At 77.0% G+C, this 24326-nt stretch carries 22 protein-coding genes; 14 read left to right on the top strand and 8 right to left on the bottom strand.

What is annotated here, in order from left to right; translation table 11 throughout:
- Together ACI8AA_RS12970 and ACI8AA_RS12965 are read right to left on the bottom strand one after the other, a co-directional pair.
- Complete coding sequence (locus ACI8AA_RS12970; RefSeq protein ID WP_457044821.1) at window positions 1–1176, bottom strand: acyl-CoA dehydrogenase family protein; 1176 nt, start codon at window positions 1174–1176, stop codon at window positions 1–3.
- 198 nt (window positions 1177–1374) lie between these two features.
- The gene (locus ACI8AA_RS12965; protein ID WP_457044820.1) at window positions 1375–3027 is read right to left on the bottom strand and encodes a carboxylesterase/lipase family protein; all 1653 of its coding nucleotides are present in this window, start codon (window positions 3025–3027) and stop codon (window positions 1375–1377) included.
- A 137-nt stretch (window positions 3028–3164) separates the two neighbouring features.
- Here ACI8AA_RS12965 and ACI8AA_RS12960 point away from each other — a divergent pair, with 137 nt between their 5' ends.
- A complete protein-coding gene (locus ACI8AA_RS12960) occupies window positions 3165–4340 on the top strand; it encodes an MFS transporter (protein WP_457044819.1) in 1176 nt (391 codons plus the stop codon).
- A gap of 4 nt (window positions 4341–4344) precedes the next feature.
- On the opposite strand, the gene ACI8AA_RS12955 is transcribed toward ACI8AA_RS12960, so the two are convergent.
- Window positions 4345–5415, bottom strand: coding sequence for a DUF3616 domain-containing protein (locus ACI8AA_RS12955; protein WP_457044818.1), 1071 nt, complete (start codon window positions 5413–5415; stop codon window positions 4345–4347).
- 63 nt (window positions 5416–5478) lie between these two features.
- On the opposite strand from ACI8AA_RS12955, the gene ACI8AA_RS12950 reads away from it, so the two are divergent.
- From ACI8AA_RS12950 to ACI8AA_RS12935, 4 genes are read left to right on the top strand one after another with little or no spacing between them, the layout of a single operon-like run.
- Window positions 5479–5862: a TFIIB-type zinc ribbon-containing protein gene (locus ACI8AA_RS12950; RefSeq protein ID WP_456934882.1), complete on the top strand. Its 384-nt coding sequence runs from the start codon at window positions 5479–5481 to the stop codon at window positions 5860–5862.
- 22 nt (window positions 5863–5884) lie between these two features.
- Window positions 5885–6802, top strand: coding sequence for a ribonuclease Z (locus ACI8AA_RS12945; protein WP_457044817.1), 918 nt, complete (start codon window positions 5885–5887; stop codon window positions 6800–6802).
- Between the two features lie 34 nt (window positions 6803–6836).
- On the top strand, window positions 6837–8318 hold the full coding sequence (locus tag ACI8AA_RS12940; RefSeq protein WP_457044816.1) for a mannitol dehydrogenase family protein: 1482 nt from the start codon (window positions 6837–6839) through the stop codon (window positions 8316–8318).
- 9 nt (window positions 8319–8327) lie between these two features.
- On the top strand, window positions 8328–9212 hold the full coding sequence (locus ACI8AA_RS12935) for a hypothetical protein (RefSeq protein WP_457044815.1): 885 nt from the start codon (window positions 8328–8330) through the stop codon (window positions 9210–9212).
- 85 nt (window positions 9213–9297) lie between these two features.
- On the opposite strand, the gene ACI8AA_RS12930 is transcribed toward ACI8AA_RS12935, so the two are convergent.
- Together ACI8AA_RS12930 and ACI8AA_RS12925 are read right to left on the bottom strand one after the other, a co-directional pair.
- Entirely contained in the window at window positions 9298–10431 is a 1134-nt protein-coding gene (locus ACI8AA_RS12930; protein ID WP_457044814.1) for a 4-hydroxybenzoate 3-monooxygenase, read from the bottom strand.
- 51 nt (window positions 10432–10482) lie between these two features.
- Entirely contained in the window at window positions 10483–11259 is a 777-nt protein-coding gene (locus ACI8AA_RS12925; RefSeq protein ID WP_457044813.1) for an IclR family transcriptional regulator, read from the bottom strand.
- Window positions 11260–11339: 80 nt separating this feature from the next.
- Here ACI8AA_RS12925 and ACI8AA_RS12920 point away from each other — a divergent pair, with 80 nt between their 5' ends.
- A complete protein-coding gene (locus ACI8AA_RS12920; RefSeq protein ID WP_457044812.1) occupies window positions 11340–12182 on the top strand; it encodes an acetoacetate decarboxylase family protein in 843 nt (280 codons plus the stop codon).
- Between the two features lie 15 nt (window positions 12183–12197).
- Here the strand turns inward: ACI8AA_RS12920 and ACI8AA_RS12915 are convergent, their stop codons facing one another.
- Window positions 12198–14774, bottom strand: a complete 2577-nt coding sequence (locus ACI8AA_RS12915) for an ATP-binding protein (protein WP_457044811.1) — start codon at window positions 14772–14774, stop codon at window positions 12198–12200.
- A 194-nt stretch (window positions 14775–14968) separates the two neighbouring features.
- On the opposite strand from ACI8AA_RS12915, the gene ACI8AA_RS12910 reads away from it, so the two are divergent.
- The 6 genes from ACI8AA_RS12910 (at window position 14969) to pcaC (ending at window position 20705) form a co-directional block, all read left to right on the top strand.
- Window positions 14969–16666: an FAD-dependent oxidoreductase gene (locus tag ACI8AA_RS12910; protein WP_457044810.1), complete on the top strand. Its 1698-nt coding sequence runs from the start codon at window positions 14969–14971 to the stop codon at window positions 16664–16666.
- A gap of 73 nt (window positions 16667–16739) precedes the next feature.
- Window positions 16740–17486: a protocatechuate 3,4-dioxygenase subunit beta gene (gene pcaH / locus ACI8AA_RS12905; RefSeq protein WP_457044809.1), complete on the top strand. Its 747-nt coding sequence runs from the start codon at window positions 16740–16742 to the stop codon at window positions 17484–17486.
- Complete coding sequence (gene pcaG / locus ACI8AA_RS12900; RefSeq protein WP_457044808.1) at window positions 17483–18136, top strand: protocatechuate 3,4-dioxygenase subunit alpha; 654 nt, start codon at window positions 17483–17485, stop codon at window positions 18134–18136. The genes pcaH and pcaG overlap by 4 nt, the downstream gene beginning before the upstream one ends.
- A 51-nt stretch (window positions 18137–18187) precedes the next feature.
- On the top strand, window positions 18188–19516 hold the full coding sequence (gene pcaB, locus ACI8AA_RS12895) for a 3-carboxy-cis,cis-muconate cycloisomerase (protein WP_457044807.1): 1329 nt from the start codon (window positions 18188–18190) through the stop codon (window positions 19514–19516).
- Window positions 19513–20292, top strand: a complete 780-nt coding sequence (pcaD, locus tag ACI8AA_RS12890; RefSeq protein ID WP_457044806.1) for a 3-oxoadipate enol-lactonase — start codon at window positions 19513–19515, stop codon at window positions 20290–20292. The genes pcaB and pcaD overlap by 4 nt, the downstream gene beginning before the upstream one ends.
- Window positions 20289–20705 (top strand): 4-carboxymuconolactone decarboxylase, encoded by a 417-nt coding sequence (pcaC, locus tag ACI8AA_RS12885; protein WP_457044805.1) that lies wholly within the window; start codon window positions 20289–20291, stop codon window positions 20703–20705. Before pcaD ends, pcaC begins: the two co-directional genes overlap by 4 nt.
- 9 nt (window positions 20706–20714) lie before the next feature.
- Here pcaC and ACI8AA_RS12880 read toward each other — a convergent pair whose 3' ends face one another.
- Window positions 20715–20921, bottom strand: a complete 207-nt coding sequence (locus tag ACI8AA_RS12880) for a hypothetical protein (protein ID WP_456934869.1) — start codon at window positions 20919–20921, stop codon at window positions 20715–20717.
- A gap of 165 nt (window positions 20922–21086) precedes the next feature.
- On the opposite strand from ACI8AA_RS12880, the gene ACI8AA_RS12875 reads away from it, so the two are divergent.
- Complete coding sequence (locus tag ACI8AA_RS12875) at window positions 21087–21461, top strand: VOC family protein (RefSeq protein ID WP_457044804.1); 375 nt, start codon at window positions 21087–21089, stop codon at window positions 21459–21461.
- Window positions 21462–21497: 36 nt separating this feature from the next.
- Here the strand turns inward: ACI8AA_RS12875 and ACI8AA_RS12870 are convergent, their stop codons facing one another.
- Entirely contained in the window at window positions 21498–22673 is a 1176-nt protein-coding gene (locus ACI8AA_RS12870; RefSeq protein WP_457044803.1) for a DUF222 domain-containing protein, read from the bottom strand.
- Window positions 22674–22842: 169 nt separating this feature from the next.
- On the opposite strand from ACI8AA_RS12870, the gene ACI8AA_RS12865 reads away from it, so the two are divergent.
- Window positions 22843–24303, top strand: a complete 1461-nt coding sequence (locus tag ACI8AA_RS12865; protein ID WP_457044802.1) for a benzaldehyde dehydrogenase — start codon at window positions 22843–22845, stop codon at window positions 24301–24303.
- The last annotated feature ends 23 nt before the right edge of the window (window positions 24304–24326 follow it).

Below are 24326 nucleotides of genomic sequence, written 5' to 3'. Positions count from 1 at the left end.
TCACAGCCCCAGGATCGTGCCGGCGATGATGGTCCGCTGGACCTCGTTGGAGCCCCCGTAGATGGAGACCTTGCGGTAGTTCAGGTACTCCGGCGTGGCCACCCGGGCCCACTGGGGCACCTGCGAGCCGCCGTCGGCGAAGGACGCGACCGACAGCGGGCCAGCGATGTCGACCAGCAGCTCGGTGGCGGCCTGCTGCAGCTCCGAGCCGCGCAGCTTGAGCACCGAGGAGGCCGGGTGCGGCTTGCCGTCGGCGGAGTTGGCGACCACGCGCAGCGCGGTCAGCTCCAGGGCCAGCAGCTCGTTCTCGAGCTCGGCGATCCGCGCGGTCAGCCGCGGGTCCTGCGACAGCGGCCGGCCGGCGACGACGACCTCGCGGGCGTGCTCCTTGGCCTGCGCGATCAGCTTCTTGGTGGCGCCGACGCGGGCGATGCCCACGCGCTCGTTGCCGAGGAGGAACTTGGCGTAGTCCCAGCCGCGGTTCTCCTCGCCGATCAGGTTCTCGGCGGGCACGCGGACGTCCTCGAAGAAGACCTCGTTGACCTCGTGGCCGCCGTCGATCAGCTGGATCGGGCGCAGCGTGACGCCCGGGGTGTCCATCGGGAAGACCAGCATCGAGATCCCGCGCTGCTTCTTCTCGGCGGTCGGGTCGGTGCGGACCAGGCAGAAGATCCAGTCGGCGTACTGGCCGAGGGTGGTCCAGGTCTTCTGGCCGTTGACCACCCAGTCGTCGCCGTCGCGGACGGCGGTGGTGCGCAGCGAGGCGAGGTCGGAGCCGGCGTCGGGCTCCGAGAAGCCCTGGCACCACCAGATGTCGAGGTTCGCGGTCCTGGCCAGGAAGCGCTCCTTCTGCTCCTGGTTGCCGAAGGCCGCGATGACCGGGCCGATCATGCTGGCGTTGAACGCGAGCGGCTCGGGGACGTTGGCGAGCTGCATCTCCTCGCGCCAGATGTGGCGCTGCAGCGGCGTCCAGTCCCGGCCGCCCCACTCGACCGGCCAGTGCGGCACGGCCAGGCCGGCCGCGTTGAGGACGCGCTGGGCCTCGACGTACTGGTCGCGGGTCAGGTGGCGGTGGGCCGCGACGGTGTCGCGGATCTCCTGCGGCACCTGGGTGGTGAAGAAGGTGCGCATCTCATCCCGGAAGGCCTCCATCTCCGGGGAAAGCTGCAACCGCATGGGACCTCTCTCCTGACGGCGGTGTGACGCCGTCTCGACGTGTTCCCCGACGATCCCACATCTGTTACCGATCAGTAGATCCGGCTCTCGGGGCGTGGGACGGGTGGGGCGGGACGTGCCCCGGGCCCCGGGTGGCGGTCACCGGACGTGCCGCCCCCGGGGCCCGGGGTGGTGCTCGGGTGTCTGCTGTTCAGGTGCTCAGCGGCCGGACCAGAACGCGCAGTGCGCGTCCGCGGCGACGTCGACCGGCCCGACGCCGCCCTGCGCGGCCACGTCCAGGCCCTGGACGTCGGCGGGGGTGCGGTAGGCGTGCCACGCCGGGACGCCGCGGCCGTTCGGGTCCCCGGTGGCCGCGAAGTTGGTCCAGTAGCGGACCATCGTCGTCGACAGCGCCTGCTGCTCGGCGGTCAGCGGGCCGCCGAACAGGCCCGGGAACAGGTAGGGCAGCTCGCCCGCGTGCTGGGCGCCCTCGTCGTACCGCGCCGGGTCGTACGGGAAGTCCAGCAGCGCCGGCGCGTCCTGGTCGCGGAACGAGTAGGCGAAGACGGCCGGCTGCTGCGCGCGGAGCAGGTCGTAGGCGCCCACGTGGGTGCACGTGGACAGCGCGCTGCCGACGTCGCTGGCCACGGCCGCCAGCACCCGCAGCGTCGAGCCGTACTCCGCCAGCGGGTAGCGCTCGGCGACCGCCGCGGCCCGGGTGCCGAACCGCTGCTGCAGGGTGGCGGTGTGGACGGCCGGGTCGGCCGACAGCAGCGCCTGACGCTGGGGCTCGGCCAGCGACAGCGGGGTGAACAGCGTGTTCTCGTCCTGCAGGTTGCCGTGCACCACCGGCACCCGGTTCCACCGGCCGGCCGCGATCGCCGTCCCCGGCTGCTCGGGCAGCGACGACCCGCCGACGACGAACGAGCCGCCGGGCCAGGCGCGCAGCAGCGCCTCGGCGGGCACCGCGCGCAGGCAGGCGGCGACGTCGGCGGCGCCGGCGCAGCCGACCGTGGTGGCGACGGTCTGACCGGTCGCCTCCTCGGTGGCCAGCGTGTCGTAGGTGGCGGTGCAGCTGTAGCTCTGCGCGATCGCCTTGTGGAACAGGCCGGCGGCGGTGGGGGAGGCCAGCTGCGCGCAGACCGACGAGGCGCCGGCCGACTCGCCGAAGACCGTCACGTTGTCCGGGTCGCCGCCGAAGGCGTCGATGTTGCGCTGTACCCAGCGCAGCGCCTCCTGCTGGTCGAGCAGGCCGGCGCTGCCGGAGCCCACCGTGCCGTTGGCGGCGGACAGGTCGCGCTGGGCCATGAAGCCCATCGGGCCGAGGCGGTAGTTGATCGTCACCACGACGGCGTCGCCCTCGACGGCCAGCTCCGCGGCGTCGTAGTTGGCGCCGTTGCCGTAGACCCAGGAGCCGCCGTGGATCCACACCATGACCGGCAGGTCCGAGCGGGCCGCGTCCAGGCCCGCCGGGGTGGTGACGTTGAGGAACAGGCAGTCCTCGTTGGAGGTCTGGAACGCGTTGGTCGTGCCGTTGGCCAGCTGCGCGCACGGCTCGTGCGGGGCGGTGGCGTCGGCGATCCCGCGGAACGGCGCGACCGGCACCGGCGGGCGGAACCGGAGGTCGCCGACCGGCGACTCGGCGTACCGGATGCCCTCGAAGGTGCGGTACCCGTCGAGCCGGGTGCCGCGGAGCTTGCCCTCGTCGGTCTGGACCAGCGTCGGGGCGGCGTTGCCGACCCCGCCGCCGTTGCCGTTGCCGGGCACCGCGGCAGCCGGGCCGGCGGTGACGACGGCGCCGGTGACGAGCGCGGTGCCGGTGGCGAGGGCGAGGACGGACCTGCGAGAGGATCGTGGGACGGGGATGCGCACGGGACCTCCTGGTCGCCCGCGAGCTCACCGCTGTGTGAGCTGGACCACGGGCTGCTGGGACACTAGCGACTCGTGTTTCACGATCCGCACGGGGCCCGGAACCGGCGGGTCCGCGGGCGGCGGCGCAGGATGGGCCGGTGCCGGCCGCGTCGCCCGGCGGCCGGCTGCTGCTGGCCGCCGTCCTGCTGACGGCGCTCAACCTGCGGGGCGCGATCGCCGCCGTCGGCCCCGTCCTCGACGACGTCCGCGCCGACCTCGGCCTCTCCGCGGCCGCCGCCGGTCTGCTGACCACGCTGCCGGTGCTGTGCTTCGCGCTGCTGGCGCCGGCCGCGGCCGCCGTCGGCCGCCGGGTCGGCGCGGGCGCGGCGGTCCTCGGCTCGCTGGTGCTGCTGGCGGTCGCGCAGGGGCTGCGGGTCCTCGACGGCGCCCCGGTCCTGCTGGCCGGCACGTTCCTCACGGGCGCGGCGATGACGGTGGGCAACGTGCTGCTCCCGGCCGTGGTCAAGGCGGGGTTCGGCCGGCGCGCGGGCACGGTGACCGGCCTGTACACCGCGGCCCTGGTGGCCGGCGCCGCCGCGGGTGCCGCGTTCACCGCGCCGCTGGCGGCGGTGCTCGGCTGGCGGGGCGCGCTCGCCGCGGAGGGGGTGCTCGCCGTCGTCGCGGCGGTCGTGTGGGCGGTGGCCGCGCGGCACGCCGACACCGCCGGCCCCGCCCCGGCCGCCCGGAGGGACGCCGGCACGCGGCCGCTGTGGCGCTCGCCGGTCGCGTGGGCGGTGGCCGCGGTGCAGGCACTGCACTCCACGCTGTACTTCTCGCTCACCGCGTGGCTGCCGACGCTGCTGGCCGACCGCGCCGGCACCGACCCCGCCACCGGCTCGGTGGCCGCGTCGGTCTACCAGGTGCTCGGCATCGCGGGCAGCCTGCTGGTGCCGGCCGTGCTCGCCCGCACGTCCGGGCAGGCGGGGCTCGCGCTCGGGGTCGCCGCGCTGTGGGTGGTGCCGGTGGCCGGGCTGCTCGCCGCACCCGGGGCGTGGCCCGCGTGGGCGGCGGTCGGCGGGCTGGCGCAGGGCGCGGGCATCGCGCTGGCGGTCACCCTCGGGGTGCTGCGCGCGGCCGACGCCGACGCCGCGGCCCGCCTGTCGGGGATGAGCCAGCTGGTCGGCTACGGCGTCGGCGCGCTCGGGCCGGTCGTCGTCGGCGCGCTGTCGGAGGCGACCGGCGGGTGGACCGTGCCGCTGCTGCTCCTGCTCGCCGTCGGCCTCGGCCTGGCGGCGGCCGGTCTGGTCGCCGCCCGGCCGGTGCGGGTGGGGTGAGCGGTCAGGGCAGCCGGACGACGTCGGCCAGCACGCCGCCGTCGGCGGTGAGCCGCGCGGGCGCCGGGCTGTCGTAGACGACCAGCAGCCGGCCGTCCCCGGCCGGGCCGAGCAGGCCGATGCCCTCGGCGTGGTCGTCGCCGTCGCCGAAGGGCAGCGCCAGCTCGCGGGTGAGCAGGTCGCCGCGGACGACGGTCGGCTCCTCCGCCGCGAGGGCGCCGTGCCAGCGGTAGACGTACACCGGGCCGTCGAGGTCCATGGTCGGGCCGGCGAGCACCAGCAGGTCCTCGCCCTGCGGGCACAGGTCGCGCACGCCCAGGCCGGCCAGCCGCAGCACGTGCTTGCGGTAGCGGCGGCCGTCGGGGAACCGGCGCAGGCGCAGCCGGGCGGGGTCGCGCCGGTCGACCTCGGGCCGCAGCTCGAGCACCACCGCCCAGCCGCGCAGCACCGGGCCGCGCAGGCCGAGGTAGACCCGCTCGCCGGAGACCGCGACGCCCTCGACGTCGAGACCGTTGTCCTTGCCCGGGATGGGGAGGAACGGCGCGAGGTGCTCGTCGTCGGCGAGCAGGTCGCGCAGGTCCTTCCCGCGGGTGCCGAAGACGGCGGCGCTGCGGGTGCCGTCGTCCTTGACCAGGGTGGGCAGCCCGTCGACGTCGACCACCGGGATGCGCACCAGCACCTGCCGGCGCGGCTGGCCGGTGACCCGCGCCAGGCGGCGCAGCGCCTGTTCGCCGTCGTGCTCGTCGCGGATGCGGCGGCGGCGCAGGCTGTGCGAGCCGACCGCCCACAGCGCGTCGCCGGTGCGCGCGAGGCCCTCGACGTCGGCCTCCTCCTCGACGCCGGGGCCGGTGCCGCCGGGCAGCGGCACGAGATCGGCGAGGGAGAAGGTGGTCTGGTCCCCGTAGGAGGTGGGCTCGGCGGGGTCGTCGGCGACCAGCCGCTCGATCGTGGCGGTCTCGTCGCCGGCCACCCAGAGGACCGGCCCGTCGCTGCGGACGGCGGAGAGGTTGGTGTGGGTGGCGCTCCGCCGGGAGGCCGTGCCGAACCGGAGGGTCACCGTGCGCTCTGTGCTCACGGGCGCGCACCCTGGCACGCGGTCCCGGTCTCCGGGGGTCCCGCGTGCGTCGTACCGTGCGGCATGGATCTCGTCTGTCCCAAGTGCCACGGCACGATGCGCACCTACGAGCGCAACGGCGTCCACGTCGACCAGTGCACCGAGTGCCGGGGCATCTTCCTCGACCGCGGGGAGCTCGAGCGGCTGATCGACGCCGAGAACTCCTGGCACGCCGCGCCGGCCGCCGCGCACTCCGGCGGCCACGGTGCCCAGCAGCCGCCACAGCAGCACGGCGCACCGCAGCAGCACGGGGGCCAGTACCCGGCCGCCGGCGGCGCGGGGCTCGGTGCCGTCGTGAACGAGGTGCTCGGCGCGGTGCGCGGCTCCTCGCACTCGTCGTCGCACGGCTCCTACGGCTCGCACGGCAAGAAGCGCAAGGAGTCCTTCCTCAGCGACTTGTTCGGCTGAGGCCGGCGGTAGCGTCGCTGGGGTGGCGGCGCGGGAGCTGGTCGTGCTCGGCACCGCCAGCCAGGCGCCCACCCGCACCCGCCACCACAACGGCTACCTGCTGCGCTGGGACGGCCGCGGCTTCCTGTTCGACCCCGGTGAGGGCACCCAGCGGCAGATGCTGCTGGCCGGGGTGCCGAGCAGCGCGGTGCACCGGATCCTGCTCAGCCACTTCCACGGCGACCACTGCCTGGGCCTGCCCGGCGTCGTGCAGCGGATGTCGCTGGACGGCGTCGCGCACCCGGTGGTCGCGCACTACCCGGCGTCGGGGCAGGTCTTCTTCGACCGGCTGCGGCACGCCACCCCGTTCGCCGACGTCGCCGAGATCCGGGAGGAGCCGGTGTCGGGGGACGGGCGGCTGGCCGAGGACCCCGCCGGCGTCCTGGAGGCCTGCCGGCTCAGCCACCCGGTCGAGTCCTTCGGCTACCGGCTGACCGAGCCCGACGGCGTCCGGATGCTGCCGGACCGGCTGGCCGCGGCGGGCGTCACCGGTCCCGACGTCGGACGGCTGCAGCGCGAGGGCGTCCTCCGGGTGGGGGAGCGGACGGTGCGGCTGTCCGACGTCAGCGTGCCGCGGCCCGGGCAGCGGTTCGCCTTCGTCATGGACACCCGCATGTGCGACGCCGTCCCCGCCCTCGCCGACCGCGCGGACCTGCTCGTCGTCGAGGCGACCTTCCTCGCGGCCGACGCGGCGCTGGCCGAGCGGTACGGCCACCTCACCGCCCGCCAGGCCGCCCGGGTCGCCGCGCAGGCGGGGGTCCGCACGCTGGTGCTCACCCACTTCTCCCAGCGCTACGCCGACCCGCGCGCCTTCGCCGACGAGGCGCGGGAGGAGTTCGACGGCGACCTCGTCGTCGCCGCGGACCTGCAGCGCGTGCCGGTGCCCGCCCGGGCGGGGTAGGAGGAGGTCCCGTCCCGGACCCCGAGGAGCGCCGATGACCCGGCTGAGCGCCGCGACGCTGGCCGAGCTGTCCGCGTCGGTGTCGACGCCGCGCTACGACCGCGCCGCGGTGCGGGCGGGGGTGGTCCACCTCGGCGTCGGCGGGTTCCACCGTGCGCACCAGGCGGTGTACCTGGACCGGCTGCTGGAGGCCGGCGCGGGGCAGGACTGGGGGGTCTGCGGGGTCGGCGTGCTGCCCGCGGACCGCCGGATGGCCGAGGTCATGGCCGCGCAGGACCGTCTGTACACGCTGGTCGAGAAGCACCCGGACGGGCACCTCACCGCCCGGGTGGTCGGCTCGCTGGTGGGCTACCGGCTCGCGCCGGACGACCCCGGCGCGGTGGTCGAGGCGATGGCGGCGCCGGCCACGCGGATCGTCACGCTGACCGTGACCGAGGGCGGCTACAACGCCTCCGCGGCCACCGGCGAGTTCGACGCGACGGCGCCCGCCGTGGTCGCCGACCTGCGGCCGGGCACGGCGCCGGCGACGGTCTTCGGCCTGGTCACCGAGGCGCTGGTGCGCCGCCGCGCCCGCGGGCTCCCGCCGTTCGCCGTCGCCTCCTGCGACAACGTGCCCGGCAACGGGGACCTGGCCCGGCGGAGCTTCGCCGCGTTCGCGGGGCTGCGCGACGAGGCCCTCGGCGAGTGGGTGGCCCGGGAGGTGCCGTTCCCGTCGTCGATGGTCGACCGGATCACCCCGGTCACCACCGACGACGACCGCGCCCGGCTCGCCGCGACCTCCGGCGTCGAGGACCTCTGGCCGGTGGTGTGCGAGCCGTGGACGCAGTGGGTGCTCGAGGACGCGTTCCCGGCCGGGCGGCCGCCGCTGGAGGACGTCGGCGTGCAGGTGGTCGGCGACGTCGCGCCGTACGAGCTGATGAAGCTGCGGCTGCTCAACGCCGGCCACCAGGTGCTCGGCCACCTCGGCCCGCTGCTCGGCCACCGGTACGTGCACGAGGCGGTCCGCGACCCGCTGCTGCGCGAGCTGCTCGTCGGCTACCTGGAGGAGGAGGGGACGCCGACGCTGCCACCGGTCCCGGGCACCGACCTGCGCGGCTACCGCGCCGAGCTGCTCACCCGCTTCGGCAACCCGCACGTGGGCGACACCCTCGCCCGGATCGTCGAGCACGCCTCCGACCGGCTGCCGCAGTTCCTCTTCCCGGTGCTGCGCGCGAACCTGGACCGGGGCGGCGAGGTGCGGCGCTCGGCGGCGGTGGTCGCGGCGTGGGTGCACGCGCTCGAGCGGCGCGGGGACCCCGCCGGCCTGGTCGACGCCCGCCGCGACCGCCTGGTCGCCGCCGCGCGCCGGTCCCGCGAGGACCCGCTCGCCCCGCTGGCTGACCGCGAGCTGTTCGGCGACCTCGGCGACCGGTCCCGCTTCACCGCCGCCTACCGGGCGGCGCTGGGCGCGCTGCGCACCCGCGGGGCCGCGGCCACCGTGCAGGCGCTGCTCCGCGGACCGCTCCCGGAGGGGTAGTAAGGAGGGGTGTTCGACAGCGTCACCTCCTTCGACGGCTTCTCCGACGGCTCCTCCTTCGACGTCGGCTGGTTCGGCCTGCTCGGCCGCGAGGTGCTCCGGGAGCGCCGCGCGGCGCTGATCGCGGAGGCCTGCGCCTGGGCGGTGGGCCTGTCCGACCGGCCGCACCACCTGCGGCGGCGCGGCCGGCTGGTGGCCACCGGCTCCACCATCGGCGACCGCGCCGCCACCGGGCAGCCGCTGTCCGGTGAGGAGGACGGCCGGATCGAGCTCGGCGACGCCCGCCCGGGCAGCTTCCAGGACGCGCTCAACGCCGTCGACGCCGACGGCACGGTGTTCGCCGACCGGTTCGACCGCGAGGTGGTCGAGCCGTTCGTGCGCGAGACCTGCGTGCTCGCCGCCGACCGCGCCCGCCGCACCCGGCCGGCGCAGTGGGCCGAGCTGCTCGACGAGCTCGGCGAGGACGGCGCCGACCTGGGCGAGGTCGTGCGCGCGATGGAGTGGGAGGAGCCGCTGCGCACCGAGGCCGAGCACCTCGTGCTCGCCGCGCTGGGCCGCACGCCGCTGCTGGAGGTCGAGTCGGAGGGGCTGCCGCTGTCGCTGGTCCGCGCCGCCGAGGCCGCCACCCGCGCCGCGGCCGCGCCGGGCCGGACGGGCGGCGGTCGGGAGCCCGAGCCGGACGAGGGGCTCTCGGGCGCGCTGTTCCTCGCGCTGGCCGCCGTCCGGGAGGCGGGCCTGCCCGCCCCGGTGCCCCCGGCCGACGCCGGCCGGCTGGTGGCCGCCCTGGCCGAGCAGGGACTGGAGCCCGAGGAGGTGACCGGCGTGCTGCCGCACCTGCCGCTGGCGCCCGGCACCGCCGACGCCGTCGCGGCTCTCCTCCACGCCGACGGGTGACGCTCCTCGTCCGCCTCCCGCGCGCGGGCGGCGGTCGAGGAGCGTCGGGCCGCGCGGTGGGGAGGCCGGTGTAGTTATCGGCCATCTAGCGGGCGGCGGCCTCCGACGACCACACGCGGCGCAGCTGCGACAGCTGCAGCTCGGCGTCGAACGGGTCGCCGGTGGTGTGCAGCATCGAGGTCATCCACCAGGAGAAGTGGGTGGCCCGCCAGACCCGCCGCAGCGCGGTGTCGGAGTAGGCGTCGGCGAGGTCGGTCTCCTTCTCCTGCAGCAGCCGCACCAGCGCGCGGGACAGCAGGACGACGTCGGCGACGGCGAGGTTGAGGCCCTTGGCGCCGGTGGGCGGCACGATGTGCGCGGCGTCGCCGGCGAGGAACAGCCGGCCGCGGCGCATCGGCGCGCTGACGAAGCTGCGCATCGGCAGGATCGACTTCTCCAGCACCGGGCCGGTGCTGATCTCCCAGCCCTCGTGCGCGAACCGGGTGGCCAGCCCCTCCCAGATCCGGTCGTCGGACCAGTCCTCGATCTCCTCGGACGGGTCGACCTGCAGGTACAGCCGCGACACCGACGGCGAGCGCATCGAGTACAGCGCGAACCCCTCGGGGTGCCAGGCGTAGATCAGCTCGTCGGTGGCCGGGGCGGCGTCGGCCAGGATGCCCAGCCACGCGTAGGGGTAGGTGCGCTCCCACAGCCGCTGCTGCGTGCCCTCGGCGACGACGGCGCGCGACGGGCCGTGGAAGCCGTCGGTGCCGGCGACGACGTCGCACTCGAGCACCTGCGCCGTGCCGTCCGCGTCGGTGAACCGGACGCGCGGGCTGTCGGTGTCGACGTCCTCGACCGCGACGTCGGAGACCTCGAAGTGCAGCGGCGGGCCGCCGGCGAGCTGGGCGGCGACCAGGTCCTTGACCACCTCGGTCTGGCCGTAGACCCACACCCGCCGCCCGCACAGCTCGGGGAAGTCCAGCGTGTGCCGCGTCCCCGGGTACTGCAGGTGGATGCCGCGGTGCTCGAGGCCCTCGCGGTGCAGCCGGTCACCCATGCCGGCCTCGGTGAGGACGTCGACGGTGTTCTGCTCGAGGATGCCGGCGCGGATGCGCGCCTCGACGTACTCGCGCGAGCGGTTCTCCAGCACCACCGAGTCGATGCCCTGCAGCGCGAGCAGCCGCGACAGCAGCAGGCCGGCCGGGCCGGCGCCGATGATCCCCACCTGGGTGCGCATGCCGGCGAGTGTGACCCGGGCTACCCGCGGGTGGACACCTCGGCCTGCCGCTCAGCGGAAGTGTGCGGCGCGGGCCAGCGCCCGGCCGATGCCCCGGGCGGCCACCTCGAGCACCGGCACCAGCCGGGGGAGGTCGCGCCGGTGGCTGGGGACGACGATCCCGAGTGCCGCGGCCACGGCGGTGCTGCCGCCGCGCTCCACGCGCACCGGCACGGCCACCGACAGCGTGCCCAGCGACATCTCCTCGGCGGTGCGCGCCCAGCCGCGGCGGCGCACCTCGGCGAGCTCCCGGCGCAGCCGGGCCGGCTCGACGACGGTGTGCCGGGTGGCGCGGGCCGGCGCGGCCAGGGCCTCGGCGACGACGTCGTCCGGGGCGGCGGCGAGCAGCACCTTGCCGACGCCGGTGGCGTGCAGCGGCAGCCGGCTGCCCACCTGGCTGACCACCGGCACCGACTCGCGGCCGGAGATGCGCTCGACGTACAGCGCCGACAGCCCGTCGCGGACGGCGAGGTGGACGGTGTCCCGCGTGGCCGTGTGCACGTCGAGCAGGTACGGCGCGGCCACCTGGCGCAGCTCGAGCGAGACGGGCGCGAGCAGGCCGAGGTCCCAGAGCTTGCGGCCGATCTCGTAGCGGCCGTCGGCGCGGCGGGCCAGCGCGCCCCAGCCGGTGAGCTCGGCGAGCAGCCGGTGCGCGGTGGTCAGCGGCGTGCCCGACCGCTCGGCGATCTCGGTGAGGGTCAGCCGCGGTGCGCTCGCGTCGAAGGCGTCGAGGACGGCGAGCGCCCGGGAGGTCACCGACCGCCCCCGCTCGCCCGCGCCGCCCGCCACCCCGCCAGTCTCCCACCCAGCGGAAGCCGGGGGACCTCGGACCCTGCCGGTGCGCGTCCCGGCCCGGTGAGCTGGGGTGCGTGACCGATCCCGTCCGGCTGCCGCTGGCCTACCACGACGCGGCGGTGGCCAGCTCCTACCACCTGGCCTCGGCCGGTGCGGTCGCCGCGCTGCTGCCCCGGGACGGCGGCCGGCCGCTGCTCCGGCCGCTCGCGCTGCCCGGCGGCCGCACGCTCGTCGCCGTGCACGCCTTCCGCTACCGCACCGTCACCTGGACCGACGCCGACGGCGGCACGCACGCGCTGGCGCCCTACGGCGAGGTCGGCGTGACCGCCGCCGTCGTCGCGGGCCGGTCGGGCCGCGGCGCCCGCCCGGCGGTCGGCGGCTTCGTGCTGCAGCTGCCGGTGACCTCACGCGAGGCCCGGGACCTCGGCCGCGCCGAGTGGGGGCTGCCCAAGTGGCTCGGCGACATGGACTTCCTCGACGAGCCCGGCCGGCAGCGGGTCCGGCTGTCCGAGGCCGGCACCGACGTGCTGGTGCACACCGTGCGACCCCGCGGACCGGCGCTGCGCGGCAGCCCGGCCCGGACGCTGTGGTCGGTGCGCGGCGGGCGGCTGCTGGAGACGCGGATCCCGGTGCTCGCCCGGTGGCAGGCCCGGCCCGGGCCCGGCGGCGCCGAGCTCGCCCTGGGGGAGCACCCGGTCGCCGACGCCCTGCGCGCGCTCGGGCTGTCCCTCGCGGCGCTGGCCGCCTTCCGCGCCGTCGAGTACCGCAGCACGCTGCCGGCGGGCCGGCCGCTGGGCGCCGCGGACGCCGCCCCCGCGCCGGTGCACCCCGGCCGGGACGACGAGTTCGGCCGGTTCACCGTGGCCCACCCGGGGACCGAACCGCTGCCGCAGTACCCGCCGGTCACCGTCGGCTGACCGCGGCGTCGTCGTTCACGAGGGGCGCGCCAGCTCCTCGTCCAGCGCCGCCCAGGGGCCCAGCGCCGCGCCGGCGGCCCGCCCGCGCGCCTCCTCGTCGTCCCCGAGCGCGGCGCGCAGCGCCTCCCTCAGCCGGTCGGCCAGCGCCTGGTGCGGCGACCAGCGGGCCACGCCGAGGCCGGCGCGGGCGGCGTCGGCGGCGCCCACGAGCCGGGCCGCCGCCGCGTGCCGGCCCTCGGCGAGAGCCAGCGCGGCCAGCACCTCCAGGCAGGTCGCCGCGCCCTCCAGGTCGCGGGTGCGCCGGTGCAGCGCCACCGCCTCGTCCAGCCGGGCCCGCGCCCGGGGCAGGTCGCCGGCCAGCAGCGCGGCCAGCGCGAGGGCGTCGCCGAGCAGCGCGGCGAGCTGGTCGTCGGCGGCCGCCGCGGCCAGGTCCCGCGCCTCGCCCGCGACCCGCTCGGCGGCGGCCACGTCCCCGCCGGCCAGCGCGACCGCCACGCGCAGCATCCCGCTGAACGCGACCGACCAGCCGTCGCCGCTGCGCCGCAGCTGGGCCAGCGCCTCGTCGAGCTGCGGGACGACGCGCGGGTCGGCCGGGGACAGGCACATCGCCCGCGCGCCGAGGGCGTGGCCCAGCAGCCAGGCGTCGTCGCGGCGGCGGGCGTCGTCGACGACGCCGTCGAGCAGGCCGGCCGCGCCCGCCCGGTCGCCGAGGGCGATCCGCAGCGAGGCCCGCGCCCAGGTCAGCCGGCCGGCCAGGTCCGGCGGCAGCGCGGCGGCCGACGGCAGCGCCGCCGTCTGCTCGGCCAGCCCCGCCATGGCCGGGAGCAGCCCGCGCGCCCACCACCAGCGGACCAGCGGCGCGGTCAGCCGGACGGCGAGGTCCGCGCGGTCGGTGGCCACCGCCCAGCGCAGCGCGGCGCGCAGGTCGGCGGTCTCGGCGTCCAGCCGGTCGCGCCACAGCCGCGCGGCCGGGCCGGCCAGCCCCGCGCCGGCCTCGGCGCCCAGCCGGGCCAGGTGCTGCGCCCAGCGGACCCGGGTCGCCTCCTCCTCGCCGCGCTCGCGCAGCCGCTCGGCGGCGAACGCGCGGACCAGCTCGAGCATGCGGAACCGCGGCTCGCCGTCGCCGGTGTCGGTGGGGGTGACCAGGCTGTGCCCGACCAGGTCCGACAGCGTCTCCAGGACGTCGAGGTCGCCGGCGCCGTCCCCGCCGGCGCCCACCACCTCGGCGGTGTCGAGGGTGCAGCCGTCCGCACACACCGACAGCCGCGCCAGCAGCGCCCGGCCGCGCTCGTCGAGCAGGTCGTGGCTCCAGGCGATGGTGGACCGCAGGGTGCGCTGGCGGTCGGGGACGTCGACGTCGGGGTCGCCGAGGTCGAGCGCGCGGTCCAGGCGGGCCAGCAGCAGCCGCGGGGGCAGCGTGCGCACCCGGGCCGCGGCCAGCTCGACGGCCAGTGGCAGCCCGTCGAGGCGGCGCACCAGCTCGGCGACCGGGCCGGCGGTGGCGGCAGTGAGCGCGAAGGCGGGGTCGGCCTGGCGGGCGCGGGCCACGAACAGCTGCACCGCGGGCGCCGAGCCGGGGTCGTCGTCGGCGGCCGGCGTCCGCAGCGGCTCGATCGGCACGTCGTGCTCGCCGCGCAGCCGCAGCACGGTGCGGCTGGTGACCAGCAGCTGGGTGAGCGGGCAGCGGGCCAGCAGGGCCGCGAGGTCCGGGGCGGCGCCGGCCACCTGCTCCAGGTTGTCGACGACCAGCAGCGCCCGGCGGCCGGCCAGCCGGTCGGCCACCTGGTCGAGCAGGGGGCGGCTGCCCTCGGCGGACACCCCGACCGCCTCGGCCACGGCCGCGGGCACGTCGGCGCGGTCGCGGACGCCGGAGAGGTCGACGAACCACACGCCGTCCCGGCCGGGCTCCACCGCCGCGGCCGCGGCCAGCGCCAGCCGGGTCTTGCCGATGCCGCCGGGCCCGGTGAGCACCACCAGCCGCACCGCCGGGTCGCCGAGCAGCCCGGTGACGGTGGCGAGCTCCGCGACGCGGTCGACCATCGGCGTGGGCGGCGTCGGCAGCCACCCGGCGGCCAGCCCGGGCGGCGCCGGGGCCGGCCGGGTGAAGCGCTCGCTGAGCAGCACCGCGAGGTCGTCGGCGACCAGCTCGGCGAGCTCGGCCGGGTCGCGGTAGGGGGTGGTCGAGACGCCGCCCTCGGCCTGCACCCGCTCCAGCAGCCGGGCCAGCCGGGGGTCGCGGCCGGGCGCCGGCGTGCGGACGTAGAGCAGCCGCGGCATCCCCTCGGACAGGACCAGCTCGTCCTCCAGGCCGGACACCGCCATGTCCGGGCCCACCCAGCCGTAGCGGTCGCCGTAGACGCCGACGAAGACGTCGCTCTGCGCCAGGTAGGCGCGGTAGAGGTCGCGCGGCGGGTGCGGGCGCGCGCCGAGCTCGAACATCACCGGGGTCAGCCGCAGCCGGGCGACCGCGTCGCGGACCGCGCGCCGCTCGGCCGCCAGCTCCTCGAGGGTGGAGGAGACGAACACGCGCAGCCGCTGGTCGGGCGTCGCGATGGTCCGCGGCATCCCGGGCGTCCCCGCCGGAGCGGCCACGTGCACCTCCTGCCGAGGTCGCCGACGTCGCGGAGTCTAGGGACGGCGGAGGCGCCCCGGAACCCGGTGACAGCGGGCCCGGGGGAGTGGTTGCATGGCCGCGCCCACGGTCCGCACGGGGGATGCGCGCACCCGGAGAGCCCCGTGCACGGTGCCCTGACCCCCGTCCCCGCCCGCCCGCGCGGAGCGGCGTCGTGACCGGCACCGCCCTGGCCGTCGTCGCCCGGGACGCCGGCCTGCGCACCTCGACCACCCGCGAGCTCGAGCGCCGCTACGGCAGCGACTACCGCGTCGTCTCCGGGACCGACCCCGGCGAGCTGGACGCCGCGCTCACCGCCGCGGGTGACCCGGCGGTCGCCGTGCTCCTCGGCGGCCTCGGCGAGGACGACCCCGACGGGCTGGAGGTGCTGCGCGCCTGCCACGCGCGGCACCCCGGCGCGATCGCCGTGGCCCTGGTCCGGTGGGGCGCGTTCGAGACCGCCCGGCCGATCTTCGAGGCGATCACCGTCGGCCAGCTCGACCGCTGGGTGTACGCCCCGCAGGGCCGCCCCGACGAGGAGTTCCACCGTTCGGTCACCGAGATCCTCGACGAGTGGTCCTCCCGGCGCGGCGGCGGCTTCGAGGCGGTGCGGATCATCGGGCACCGGTGGGACCCGCACGCGCAGCACCTGCGCGACCAGATGACCCGCAACCGCATCCCGCTGGGCGTCTACGAGGCCGGCTCGCCCGAGGGCCGCGCGATGCTCGCCGACCTGGACCTGGAGCTGGAGCGGTCGCGGCTGCCGGTCGTCGTCGTCCGGTTCCGGCCCGAGCAGACCGTGCTCGAGGCGCCGACCGACCTCGAGGTGGCCGAGGCGTTCGGTCTGTTCGACCCGCTGGACCCCGACGCCGTCCACGACGTCGCGATCGTCGGCGCCGGGCCCGCGGGCCTGGGCGCGAGCGTGTACGCCGCCTCCGAGGGCCTGGACACCCTGCACCTGGAGTGCGAGGCGGTCGGCGGGCAGGCGGGCACCAGCTCGCTGATCCGCAACTACCTCGGGTTCCCCACCGGCGTGAGCGGCAGCCGGCTGGCGTTCTCCGCGTACCTGCAGGCCTGGGCGTTCGGCACGACGTTCTCCTTCATGCGCACCGCCGCGTCGCTGCGCACCGAGGACGGGCTGCACCGGGTCACGCTGCACGACGGGACGGCGGTGCGGGCGCGCAGCGTGGTCATCGCCACCGGCGCGGCCTGGCGGCGGGTCGGCGTCCCGGAGCTGGAGGCGTTCACCGGCCGGGGCGTCTTCTACGGGGCGGCGGTCAGCGAGGCGCCGGCGATGGCCGGGCGGCACGTGTTCGTCGTCGGCGGCGGCAACTCGGCCGGGCAGGCGGCGGTGTACCTCTCCCGCTACGCCGAGCGGGTGACCGTGCTGGTCCGCCGGCGCTCGCTGGCCGAGACGATGTCGGACTACCTGATCCGCGAGCTGGAGGCGCTGCCGCGGGTCGACGTCCGGTACCGGGTGCAGGTGGTCGGCGGGCGCGGCAGCGACGTCCTGGAGACCGTCGTCCTGCAGGACCTCGACACCGGGGCGGAGGTCGAGGAGCCCGGGATGCTGTTCGTGATGATCGGCAGCGAGCCGCGCACCGACTGGCTGGCCGGGACGCTGGCCCGCGACCGCTGGGGCTTCCTGCTCACCGGGGCGGCGCTGCTGACCGGCGACGACGTCACGCCGGCCTGGCCGCTGGACCGGCCCCCGGCGATGCTGGAGACGAGCACGCCCGGTGTCTTCGCGGCCGGCGACGTGCGGCAGGGCTCGGTCAAGCGGGTGGCCTCGGCGGTCGGCGAGGGAGCGCTCGCGGTGACGCTCGTGCACGCCCACCTGGCCTCGATCGCGGCGTCGTCCGCGGCCCGCTGACCGGGCGGCCGCCCTTCCACTGGGCGGGACCCGCCGCTCGCCCGGCGTCGCCGCCCGGACGTACGTTCCCGGTATGACCGGGACCACGTCGGAGGGCAGGCTCGTCCTGCCGCGGTACCTGCGCGAACCCGACGGGACGCGGACGCCCGTCGGCTTCCCGGACTACCGGAGCACCGCGCTGCGCGCGCCGCTGCGCACGCCCGTGGACCTGCCGCACCGGCTCACCGAGGTCACCGGCCCGGTGCTCGGCGAGGACCGGGTGCTGCCGTCGGACGCCGACCTGACGCTGCGCAACGGCGGCGAGGCGATCGGCCAGCGGATCCTCGTGTACGGGCGGGTGCTGGACAGCGGCGGCCGCCCGGTGCCCGACGCGCTGGTCGAGGTGTGGCAGGCCAACGCGGCCGGCCGCTACCGGCACGTCGTCGACAACTGGCCCGCGCCGCTGGACCCGCACTTCGACGGGCTGGGCCGGGTGGTCACCGACAGCCTGGGCCGCTACGAGTTCATGACGGTCAAGCCCGGCGCCTACCCGTGGGGCAACCACCACAACGCCTGGCGGCCGGCGCACATCCACTTCAGCCTGTTCGGCCGGGCGTTCACCCAGCGCCTGGTCACCCAGATGTACTTCCCGGACGACCCGCTGTTCGGCCAGGACCCGATCTTCAACGCCATCCCGGCCGCGGCGCGGCACCGGGCGGTCAGCCGGTACTCCCTCGACCGCACCCAGGTCAACTGGGCGCTGGCCTTCGAGTGGGACATCGTGCTGCGCGGCACCGAGCAGACGCCGTTCGAGACCGACGACGACGGAGACGTGGCGTGAGCGTGCCGAACCCCCTCGACGTCCCGCCGGACCCGGCCGTCCCCTTCCAGCCGCGCTCCGGGCAGCGCGGCACCGGCTTCCTCACCGGGCCGTTCCGGCTGGGCACCACCCCCAGCGCCACCGTCGGGCCCTACCTGGCGATCGGCCTGACCTGGCCGGACGGCGAGTGGGCCGCCGCCGAGGGCACCCCGGGCGGCTTCTGGATCCGCGGCCGGGTGCTCGACGGCGCGGGCGACGTCGTCCCCGACGCGATGGTCGAGACCTGGCAGGCCGACCCCGACGGCCGCTTCCCCTCGCCGGAGGACCCCCGCGGGCCCTCGGCGTACCCCGGCTTCCGCGGCTACGCGCGCGCCTCCACGATCACCGGTGAGTTCGCGGTGTTCACCCTCAAGCCCGGCCGCGTGCCCGACGGCGAGGGCGGCCTGCAGGCGCCGCACGTCGACGTCTCGGTGTTCGCCCGCGGCCTGCTCGACCGCGTCGTCACCCGGGTCTACTTCGCCGACGAGGCCGGGGCCAACGCGACGGACCCGGTGCTGGCCGCGCTGCCGGAGGACCGCCGGGCCACGCTGCTCGCGCAGCCGGCCGAGGACGGCTACCGCTTCGACGTGCACCTGCAGGGGGACCGCGAGACGGTCTTCTTCGCCGTCTGAGGTGCGCCGCCGTCCGAGCGCGACCCCGCGGCCGCCGGTAGGAAGGACGTCGTGACAGGTCTGTTCGCCGGCACCTTCGCCCGGGGCGGGACGGCGGCGGCCGTGTCCGACGACGCCTGGTTCCGCGCGCTGCTGGAGGTCGAGGCGGCCCTCGCCCGCGCCGCCGCCGCGGCGGGCATGGTGCCCGCGACGGCGGCCGACGCGGTGACCGCCGCCTGCGCCGACCCCTCGCGGCTGGACCTCGCGGCCGTCGTCGCGCACGCCGCCGACGCCGGCAACCCGGTGCCGCCGCTGGTGCGGGCGCTGCAGGCCGCGGTGGGGGAGCGCGACGCCGTCGCGGTGCACGTGGGCGCCACCAGCCAGGACGTGCTGGACACCGCGCTGCTGCTGCTCGCCCGCCGGGCGGTGGCGGCGCTGGACGCCGACCTGGCCGCGGCGGCGGACGGGTGCGCGGCGCTGGCGCGGGCGCACCGCGACGACGTGCTCGTGGGCCGCACGCTGATGCAGCAGGCCCTGCCGACGACGTTCGGGCTCAAGGCCGCCACGTGGCTCGCCGGGCTCGACGGCGCGCGGCTGCGGCTGGCCGAGGTGGTCGCCTCGCTGCCGGTGCAGTACGGCGGCGCGGTCGGGACGCTGGCGGCGTCGCGGGGCGCCGGGATCGCGGTGCGGGCGGCGCTGGCGGAGGAGCTGGGGCTGGTCGCGCCCGCCGTCCCGTGGTTCACCACGCGGCTGCCGGTGGCCGACCTGGCCGGCGCGCTGGGCGCGGCCGCGGGCGCGGTGGCGACGGTCGCCGTCGACGTGGTGCTGCTCGCCCAGTCGGAGGTGGCCGAGGTCGCGGAGGTCGGCGAGGGGCGCGGCGGGTCGTCGGCGATGCCGCACAAGCGCAACCCGGTGGCGGCGATCTCGGCGCGGGCGTGCGCGCGGCGCGCCCCGGGCCTGGTGGCGACGCTGCTGGGCGCGATGGAGCAGGAGCACGAGCGGGCCGCCGGCGCGTGGCACAGCGAGTGGCCGACGCTGACCGACCTGCTGGTCACCGTGGGGTCGGCCGCGGCCTGGCTGGCGGAGAGCCTGCGCGGGCTGCGACCCGACGTCGGCCGGATGGCCGAGGCCGTGTCCGCGGCCGGCGAGGGGTCGCTGGCCGGCGCGCTGGCCGAGGCGCTGACGCCGTCGCTGGGGCGGGGCGCGGCGCACGACGCGGCCGCGGAGGCGGCGCGGCACGCGCGCGAGACGGGCCGGACGCTGGCCGAGGTGGTGGCCACCCGGACCGACGTCGACGTCGCCGCGGTGCTGGCCGCGGGCGCGCCGGACGTGGGGGAGGCCGGTGCGCAGGTGGACGCCGCGCTGGCCGAGCACGAGCAGCTGGTGGAAGGGGCACCGTGACCGCGGTCGAGGTCAGCTACACCGAAGACGGGCCGGCCGACGCGCCGGTCGTCGTCCTGTCCAACTCGCTGGGCGCCACCCGGGGGATGTGGGACCCGCAGGTGCCGGCGCTGGCCGAGCGCTACCGCGTGGTCACCTACGACACCCGCGGACACGGGGAGTCGCCCGCGCCGGCCGGGCCGTACACGGTCGACGACCTGGTCGACGACGTCCTCGTGCTGCTGGACCGGCTCGGGGTGCGGCGGGCGCACGTGGCCGGGCTGTCGCTGGGCGGGATGACGGCGATGCGGCTGGCCGCGCGCGAGCCCTCGCGCGTGGGCCGGCTGGCGCTGCTGTGCACCTCGGCGAAGCCGGAGCCGCAGGGCTTCCTCGACCGGGCGGTGCAGGCCCGCTCCGGCGGGACCGCACCGCTCGCACCCGCGATCGTGGGCCGCTGGCTGACCCCGGGCTACGCCGCGCAGCACCCGGACCTCGTGGCGCGGCTGGAGGCGATGATCGCCGGCGCCGACGACGAGGGGTACGCGAACTGCTGCGAGGCGGTCGGGCACTTCGACGCCCGCGCGGACCTCGCCCGGATCACCGCGCCCACGCTGGTGGTGTCCGGCGCGGAGGACCCGGCGCTGCCGCCCCCGCACCAGCAGCTCATCGCCGACGGGATCGCCGGCGCCTCGCTGCTGTCGGTGAGCCCGGGCGCGCACCTGCCCAACCTGGAGCAGCCGCTGGAGGTCACCGGCGCGCTGCTCGGCCACCTCGACGCCGCCGGGGGGCACGCGTGAGCGACGCGCCGCTCGACCCGGACGGCCTCTCCACCGACGACGCCCGCCGCGAGGCGGGGATGCGCACCCGGCGCGAGGTGCTCGGCGACGCGTGGGTGGACCGGGCGGTGGCGAACACGACGCCGTTCACCGCCGGGTTCCAGGACTTCATCACCCGGGTCGCCTGGGGCGACGTCTGGCAGCGGCCGGGCCTCGAGCGGCGCGAGCGCAGCATCGCCACGCTGTCGATCTGCATCGCGCTGCGGCACTGGGACGAGTTCGCGCTGCACGTGCGCGCCGCGGTGCACAACGGCCTGACCGAGGACCAGATCGCCGAGGTCATCCAGCACGCCGCCGTCTACGCCGGCGTCCCGGCCGCCAACCACGCCTTCAAGGTCGCCGGCCCGGTCCTCCAGGAGATGCGCGCCGGCTGACCCCGGCCCTCAGTCGCGTCCGGCGGGCTCCGCGGGACTGGGGGTGAGGGCGATCGCGGCGACGGTGACGAGCCCGACGAGGACCGTCGCGGTCACCTCGTCGTCCAGCCAGTAGTGGAACAGCGCGGCACCCAGGCCGACGAGGACCGCGAGCAGCAGCCGGCTCCGGATCCCGTCCAGGTACGCCCCTCCCGCCTGCACTCCCACGGCCCTCATGAGCAGAACGGTAGGTAGGGATCGGGGCGGTCCCGGGCCGTTCGGGGACGTGCCGCCGAGGCGTTCGGCGGGCGCGGTGCGTCGTCACGGGGAGGAGCGCCCCGGTCGCCGCCCGCCGCCTGAGGGCGCCGGGTCCCGTCACTGCCCGGGTGCAGTCTGCCGGGCATGGCCGACCCCTCGTCCCAGCACCGGCACCACGCCATCGACTACGTCGAGCTCGCCGTGACCGACCTCGACCGGGCCCGGCGCTTCTACACCGACGCGTTCGGCTGGCGGTTCACCGACTACGGCCCCGGCTACGCCGGCATCCAGGACCCCGGGGACCCGGCGGCCGAGGTGGGCGGCCTGCGCCTGGACGACGAGGTCCGTCCCGGCGGCCCGCTCGTGCTGCTGTACTCCGCCGACCTGGACGCCTCCGTGGACGCCGTGACGAGCGCCGGCGGCCGCGTCGTCGACGGCCCGTATGCGTTCCCGGGTGGGCGCCGGTTCTCCTTCACCGACCCGAGCGGCAACCAGCTCGGCGTCTGGTCCGAGACCTGACGGCGGGAGGCGCGCCGGGGCTCCCCCGGGGCGCGGTCAGGCCGCAGGCGCCAGCAGCGGCGCCGGGGTGGTGATCTCGGTGCCGTCGGGCCGGTAGGTGCGCCAGGTGGCGGTCGGTTGTCGCTCGACGCGGAACCCGTGGTGCACCTTGGTGTGGTGGCGTTCGCACAACAGGGCGCTGTTGTCGAGTGAGGTGTCGCCGCCGTCGATCCAGTGGACCAGGTGGTGGACGTCGCACCACCAGGTCGGCGCCCCGCAGCCGGCGAACACGCAGCCGCCGTCGCGGAGCTCCGCCGCCTTGCGGATGTGGCGGCTCATCAGCCGCTGCTCCCGGCCCAGGTCCAGCGGGGCGCCGCCGGGACCGAACACCACCCGGGACACCGCCCCCTCACAGGCCAGCCAGCGGGCCCGGGCGGCGGAGATGGCGGCGCCGGAGCCCAGCCGCCCGGCGTTCGGGCTCCCGGCCGGGTCGACCAGATCCTCGAGGTCGACCCGCACGGCGATCTGCGGCTTGTGCCCCCGCAGCACCGGCAGCGACCCGGACGCCAGCACGTTGTCGGCCACCTGCACCAGCGCATCCCCCAGCCGCTGGGCGCGGCTGCGCTCGTCCCCGGCGGGCCGGTCGGCCTGCACGTGCGCCTCCAGGGCGGTCTGCAGCTTCTCCCCGCCCACGGCGTCGAGGTGGAACCGGCCGGACAGCGAGCCGTCGGCGTGCCGGGCCAGCGTCAGCGACCGGCCCTCGGTGGGGTCCGGCTCGGGCCCGTCGGGATCCAGGTCGGTGCAGTAGTGCTGCACCACCTGCACCAGGTCCGCGTGCGCGCGCTCGACCGCCACGCCGGTGACCACCGCATCGATCACGGCCAGGTCCACGCGCTGCTCGAGCGCCGAGGCCAGCCGCTCGGGGGTCACGGCGCGGGCGGCGACCGCGACCTGCTCGGCCGACACCAGACCGGCGTCATGCGCCTCGGCGAGTGCCGGCAGGTGCTCCAGGGCCCGGCCGTTGCGCACCAGCCGCGACGCCTCCGCCGCCGACAGGCGGCAGTGCCCGCGCAGCCACGAGGCCATCGACCTCAGCCCGTCCCGCTCCGGCGCCTGGGACAACTCCGCGGCGCGCACCGCGCGGGCCAGCCGGGCGTCGATCCGGTTGCGCTCGGCGACCAGCGCGGCGACGTCGTCGAGGACGTCACCACTCCCCGAGGCACCCGAACACATGACCGAAGCTTACTGGTCCCGGCGACCTCGTGCAGCATGAATCCGCAGCTCAGGCGCCTGTCCACAGACCTCGCCGACCCCTTGCGCAGCGGTCAGCAGACGCCTCCGCGAGGATCGCAGGCGCACGGGGAACAGCGGGACCAGCAGCAGGACGAGGAGAGGGGACGACGTGGCACTCCTGGACGACGGCGCGTGGCAGGGCAAGGTCTGGACCGGCGCCTGGACCGACGGGTCCGGCGGCACGTACGACGCGGTGGAGCCGGCCACCGGCGACGTCATCGCGCCGGTCGGCAAGGCGACCCCCGAGGACGTCCACGCGGCGGCCGAGCGGGCGGCGGAGGCGCAGCGCGCGTGGGCGGCCGCCCCGTTCGAGGAGCGCGCGCGGGTGCTGCGCCGCGCCGGCCAGGTGCTCGAGGACAACGCGGACGAGATCAAGGGCTGGCTGGCCCGCGAGTCCGGCGCGATCCAGCCCTTCGGCGACTTCCAGGTCCACACCAGCGCGCAGGAGTGCTACGAGGCGTCCGCACTCCCCAGCCACCCCTACGGGGAGCTGCTGCGCTCCGCCGCCCCGCGGCTGAGCTTCGCCCGCCGCGTCCCGGCCGGCGTCGTCGGCGTCATCGCGCCGTTCAACGTGCCGACCATCCTCGCCATCCGCGCAATCGCCCCGGCCCTGGCGCTCGGCAACGCCGTCGTCCTCAAGCCCGACCCGCGCACCGCCATCTCCGGCGGCGCGGTGTTCGCCCGGGTCTTCGAGGAGGCCGGGTTGCCGGCCGGCGTCTTCCAGGTCCTGCCCGGCGGGGCCGACGTCGGCGAGGCGCTGGTCACGGCGCCGCAGGTACGGGTCATCGCCTTCACCGGCTCCACCCGCGCCGGCCGCGCAGTCGGCGCGCTGGCCGGCCAGCACCTCAAGCGGGCGCACCTCGAGCTCGGCGGCAACTCCGCGCTGATCGTGCTGCCCGACGTCGACGTGACCGCCGCCGCCGGCGTCGGCGCCTGGGGGACCTTCGCCCACCAGGGGCAGATCTGCATGGCCACCAGCCGGCACCTGGTGCACGAGTCGATCGCCGAGGAGTACACCGCCGTCCTCACCGAGAAGGTCGAGAAGCTCCCCGTGGGCGACCCGTTCCGCGAGCAGGTGGCGCTCGGCCCCCTCATCGACGCCGGCCAGCGCGACCGCGTGCACGGGCTGGTCACCGCCAGCGTCGACGAGGGCGCCACCGTGCGCACCGGCGGCACCTACGAGGGGCTGTTCTACCGGCCGACCGTCCTCGGCGACGTCGCGATCGACCACCTGGCCTACCAGGAGGAGATCTTCGGCCCGGTCGCCCCGGTGACGCCGTTCTCCAGCCTCGACGAGGTCGCGCAGCTGGCCGCCGGCACCGAGTACGGCCTGAGCCTCGGCATCCTCACCCGCGACGTCTACGCGGGCCTCGAGCTGGCCGAGCGCATCCCGTCCGGCCTGGTCCACGTCAACGACCAGACGGTCAACGACGAGGCGGTCGCCCCGTTCGGCGGCGTCGGGGCGTCCGGCACCGGCTCGCGGCACGGCGGCCCGCAGGCCAACATCGAGGCGTTCACCGAGACCCAGTGGGTCACCGTGCGCGGCGACCTGCCCGCCTACCCGTTCTGAGCGCCCGGGGCCGTGCACTTCCG

This window comes from Geodermatophilus sp. SYSU D01180, from assembly GCF_054050415.1.
The sequence above is the reverse complement of the archived record's forward strand: the minus strand, read 5'-3'. Positions and strand labels throughout refer to the sequence as shown.

Coding starts and splice junctions, on each gene's coding strand:
- ACI8AA_RS12970 (WP_457044821.1), bottom strand. CDS start 1,176: ATGCGGTTGCAGCTTTCCCCGGAGATGGAGGCCTTCCGGGATGAGATG.
- ACI8AA_RS12950 (WP_456934882.1), top strand. CDS start 5,479: ATGGATCTCGTCTGTCCCAAGTGCCACGGCACGATGCGCACCTACGAG.
- ACI8AA_RS12940 (WP_457044816.1), top strand. CDS start 6,837: ATGACCCGGCTGAGCGCCGCGACGCTGGCCGAGCTGTCCGCGTCGGTG.
- ACI8AA_RS12930 (WP_457044814.1), bottom strand. CDS start 10,431: ATGCGCACCCAGGTGGGGATCATCGGCGCCGGCCCGGCCGGCCTGCTG.
- pcaH (WP_457044809.1), top strand. CDS start 16,740: ATGACCGGGACCACGTCGGAGGGCAGGCTCGTCCTGCCGCGGTACCTG.
- ACI8AA_RS12880 (WP_456934869.1), bottom strand. CDS start 20,921: ATGAGGGCCGTGGGAGTGCAGGCGGGAGGGGCGTACCTGGACGGGATC.
- ACI8AA_RS12875 (WP_457044804.1), top strand. CDS start 21,087: ATGGCCGACCCCTCGTCCCAGCACCGGCACCACGCCATCGACTACGTC.
- ACI8AA_RS12870 (WP_457044803.1), bottom strand. CDS start 22,673: ATGTGTTCGGGTGCCTCGGGGAGTGGTGACGTCCTCGACGACGTCGCC.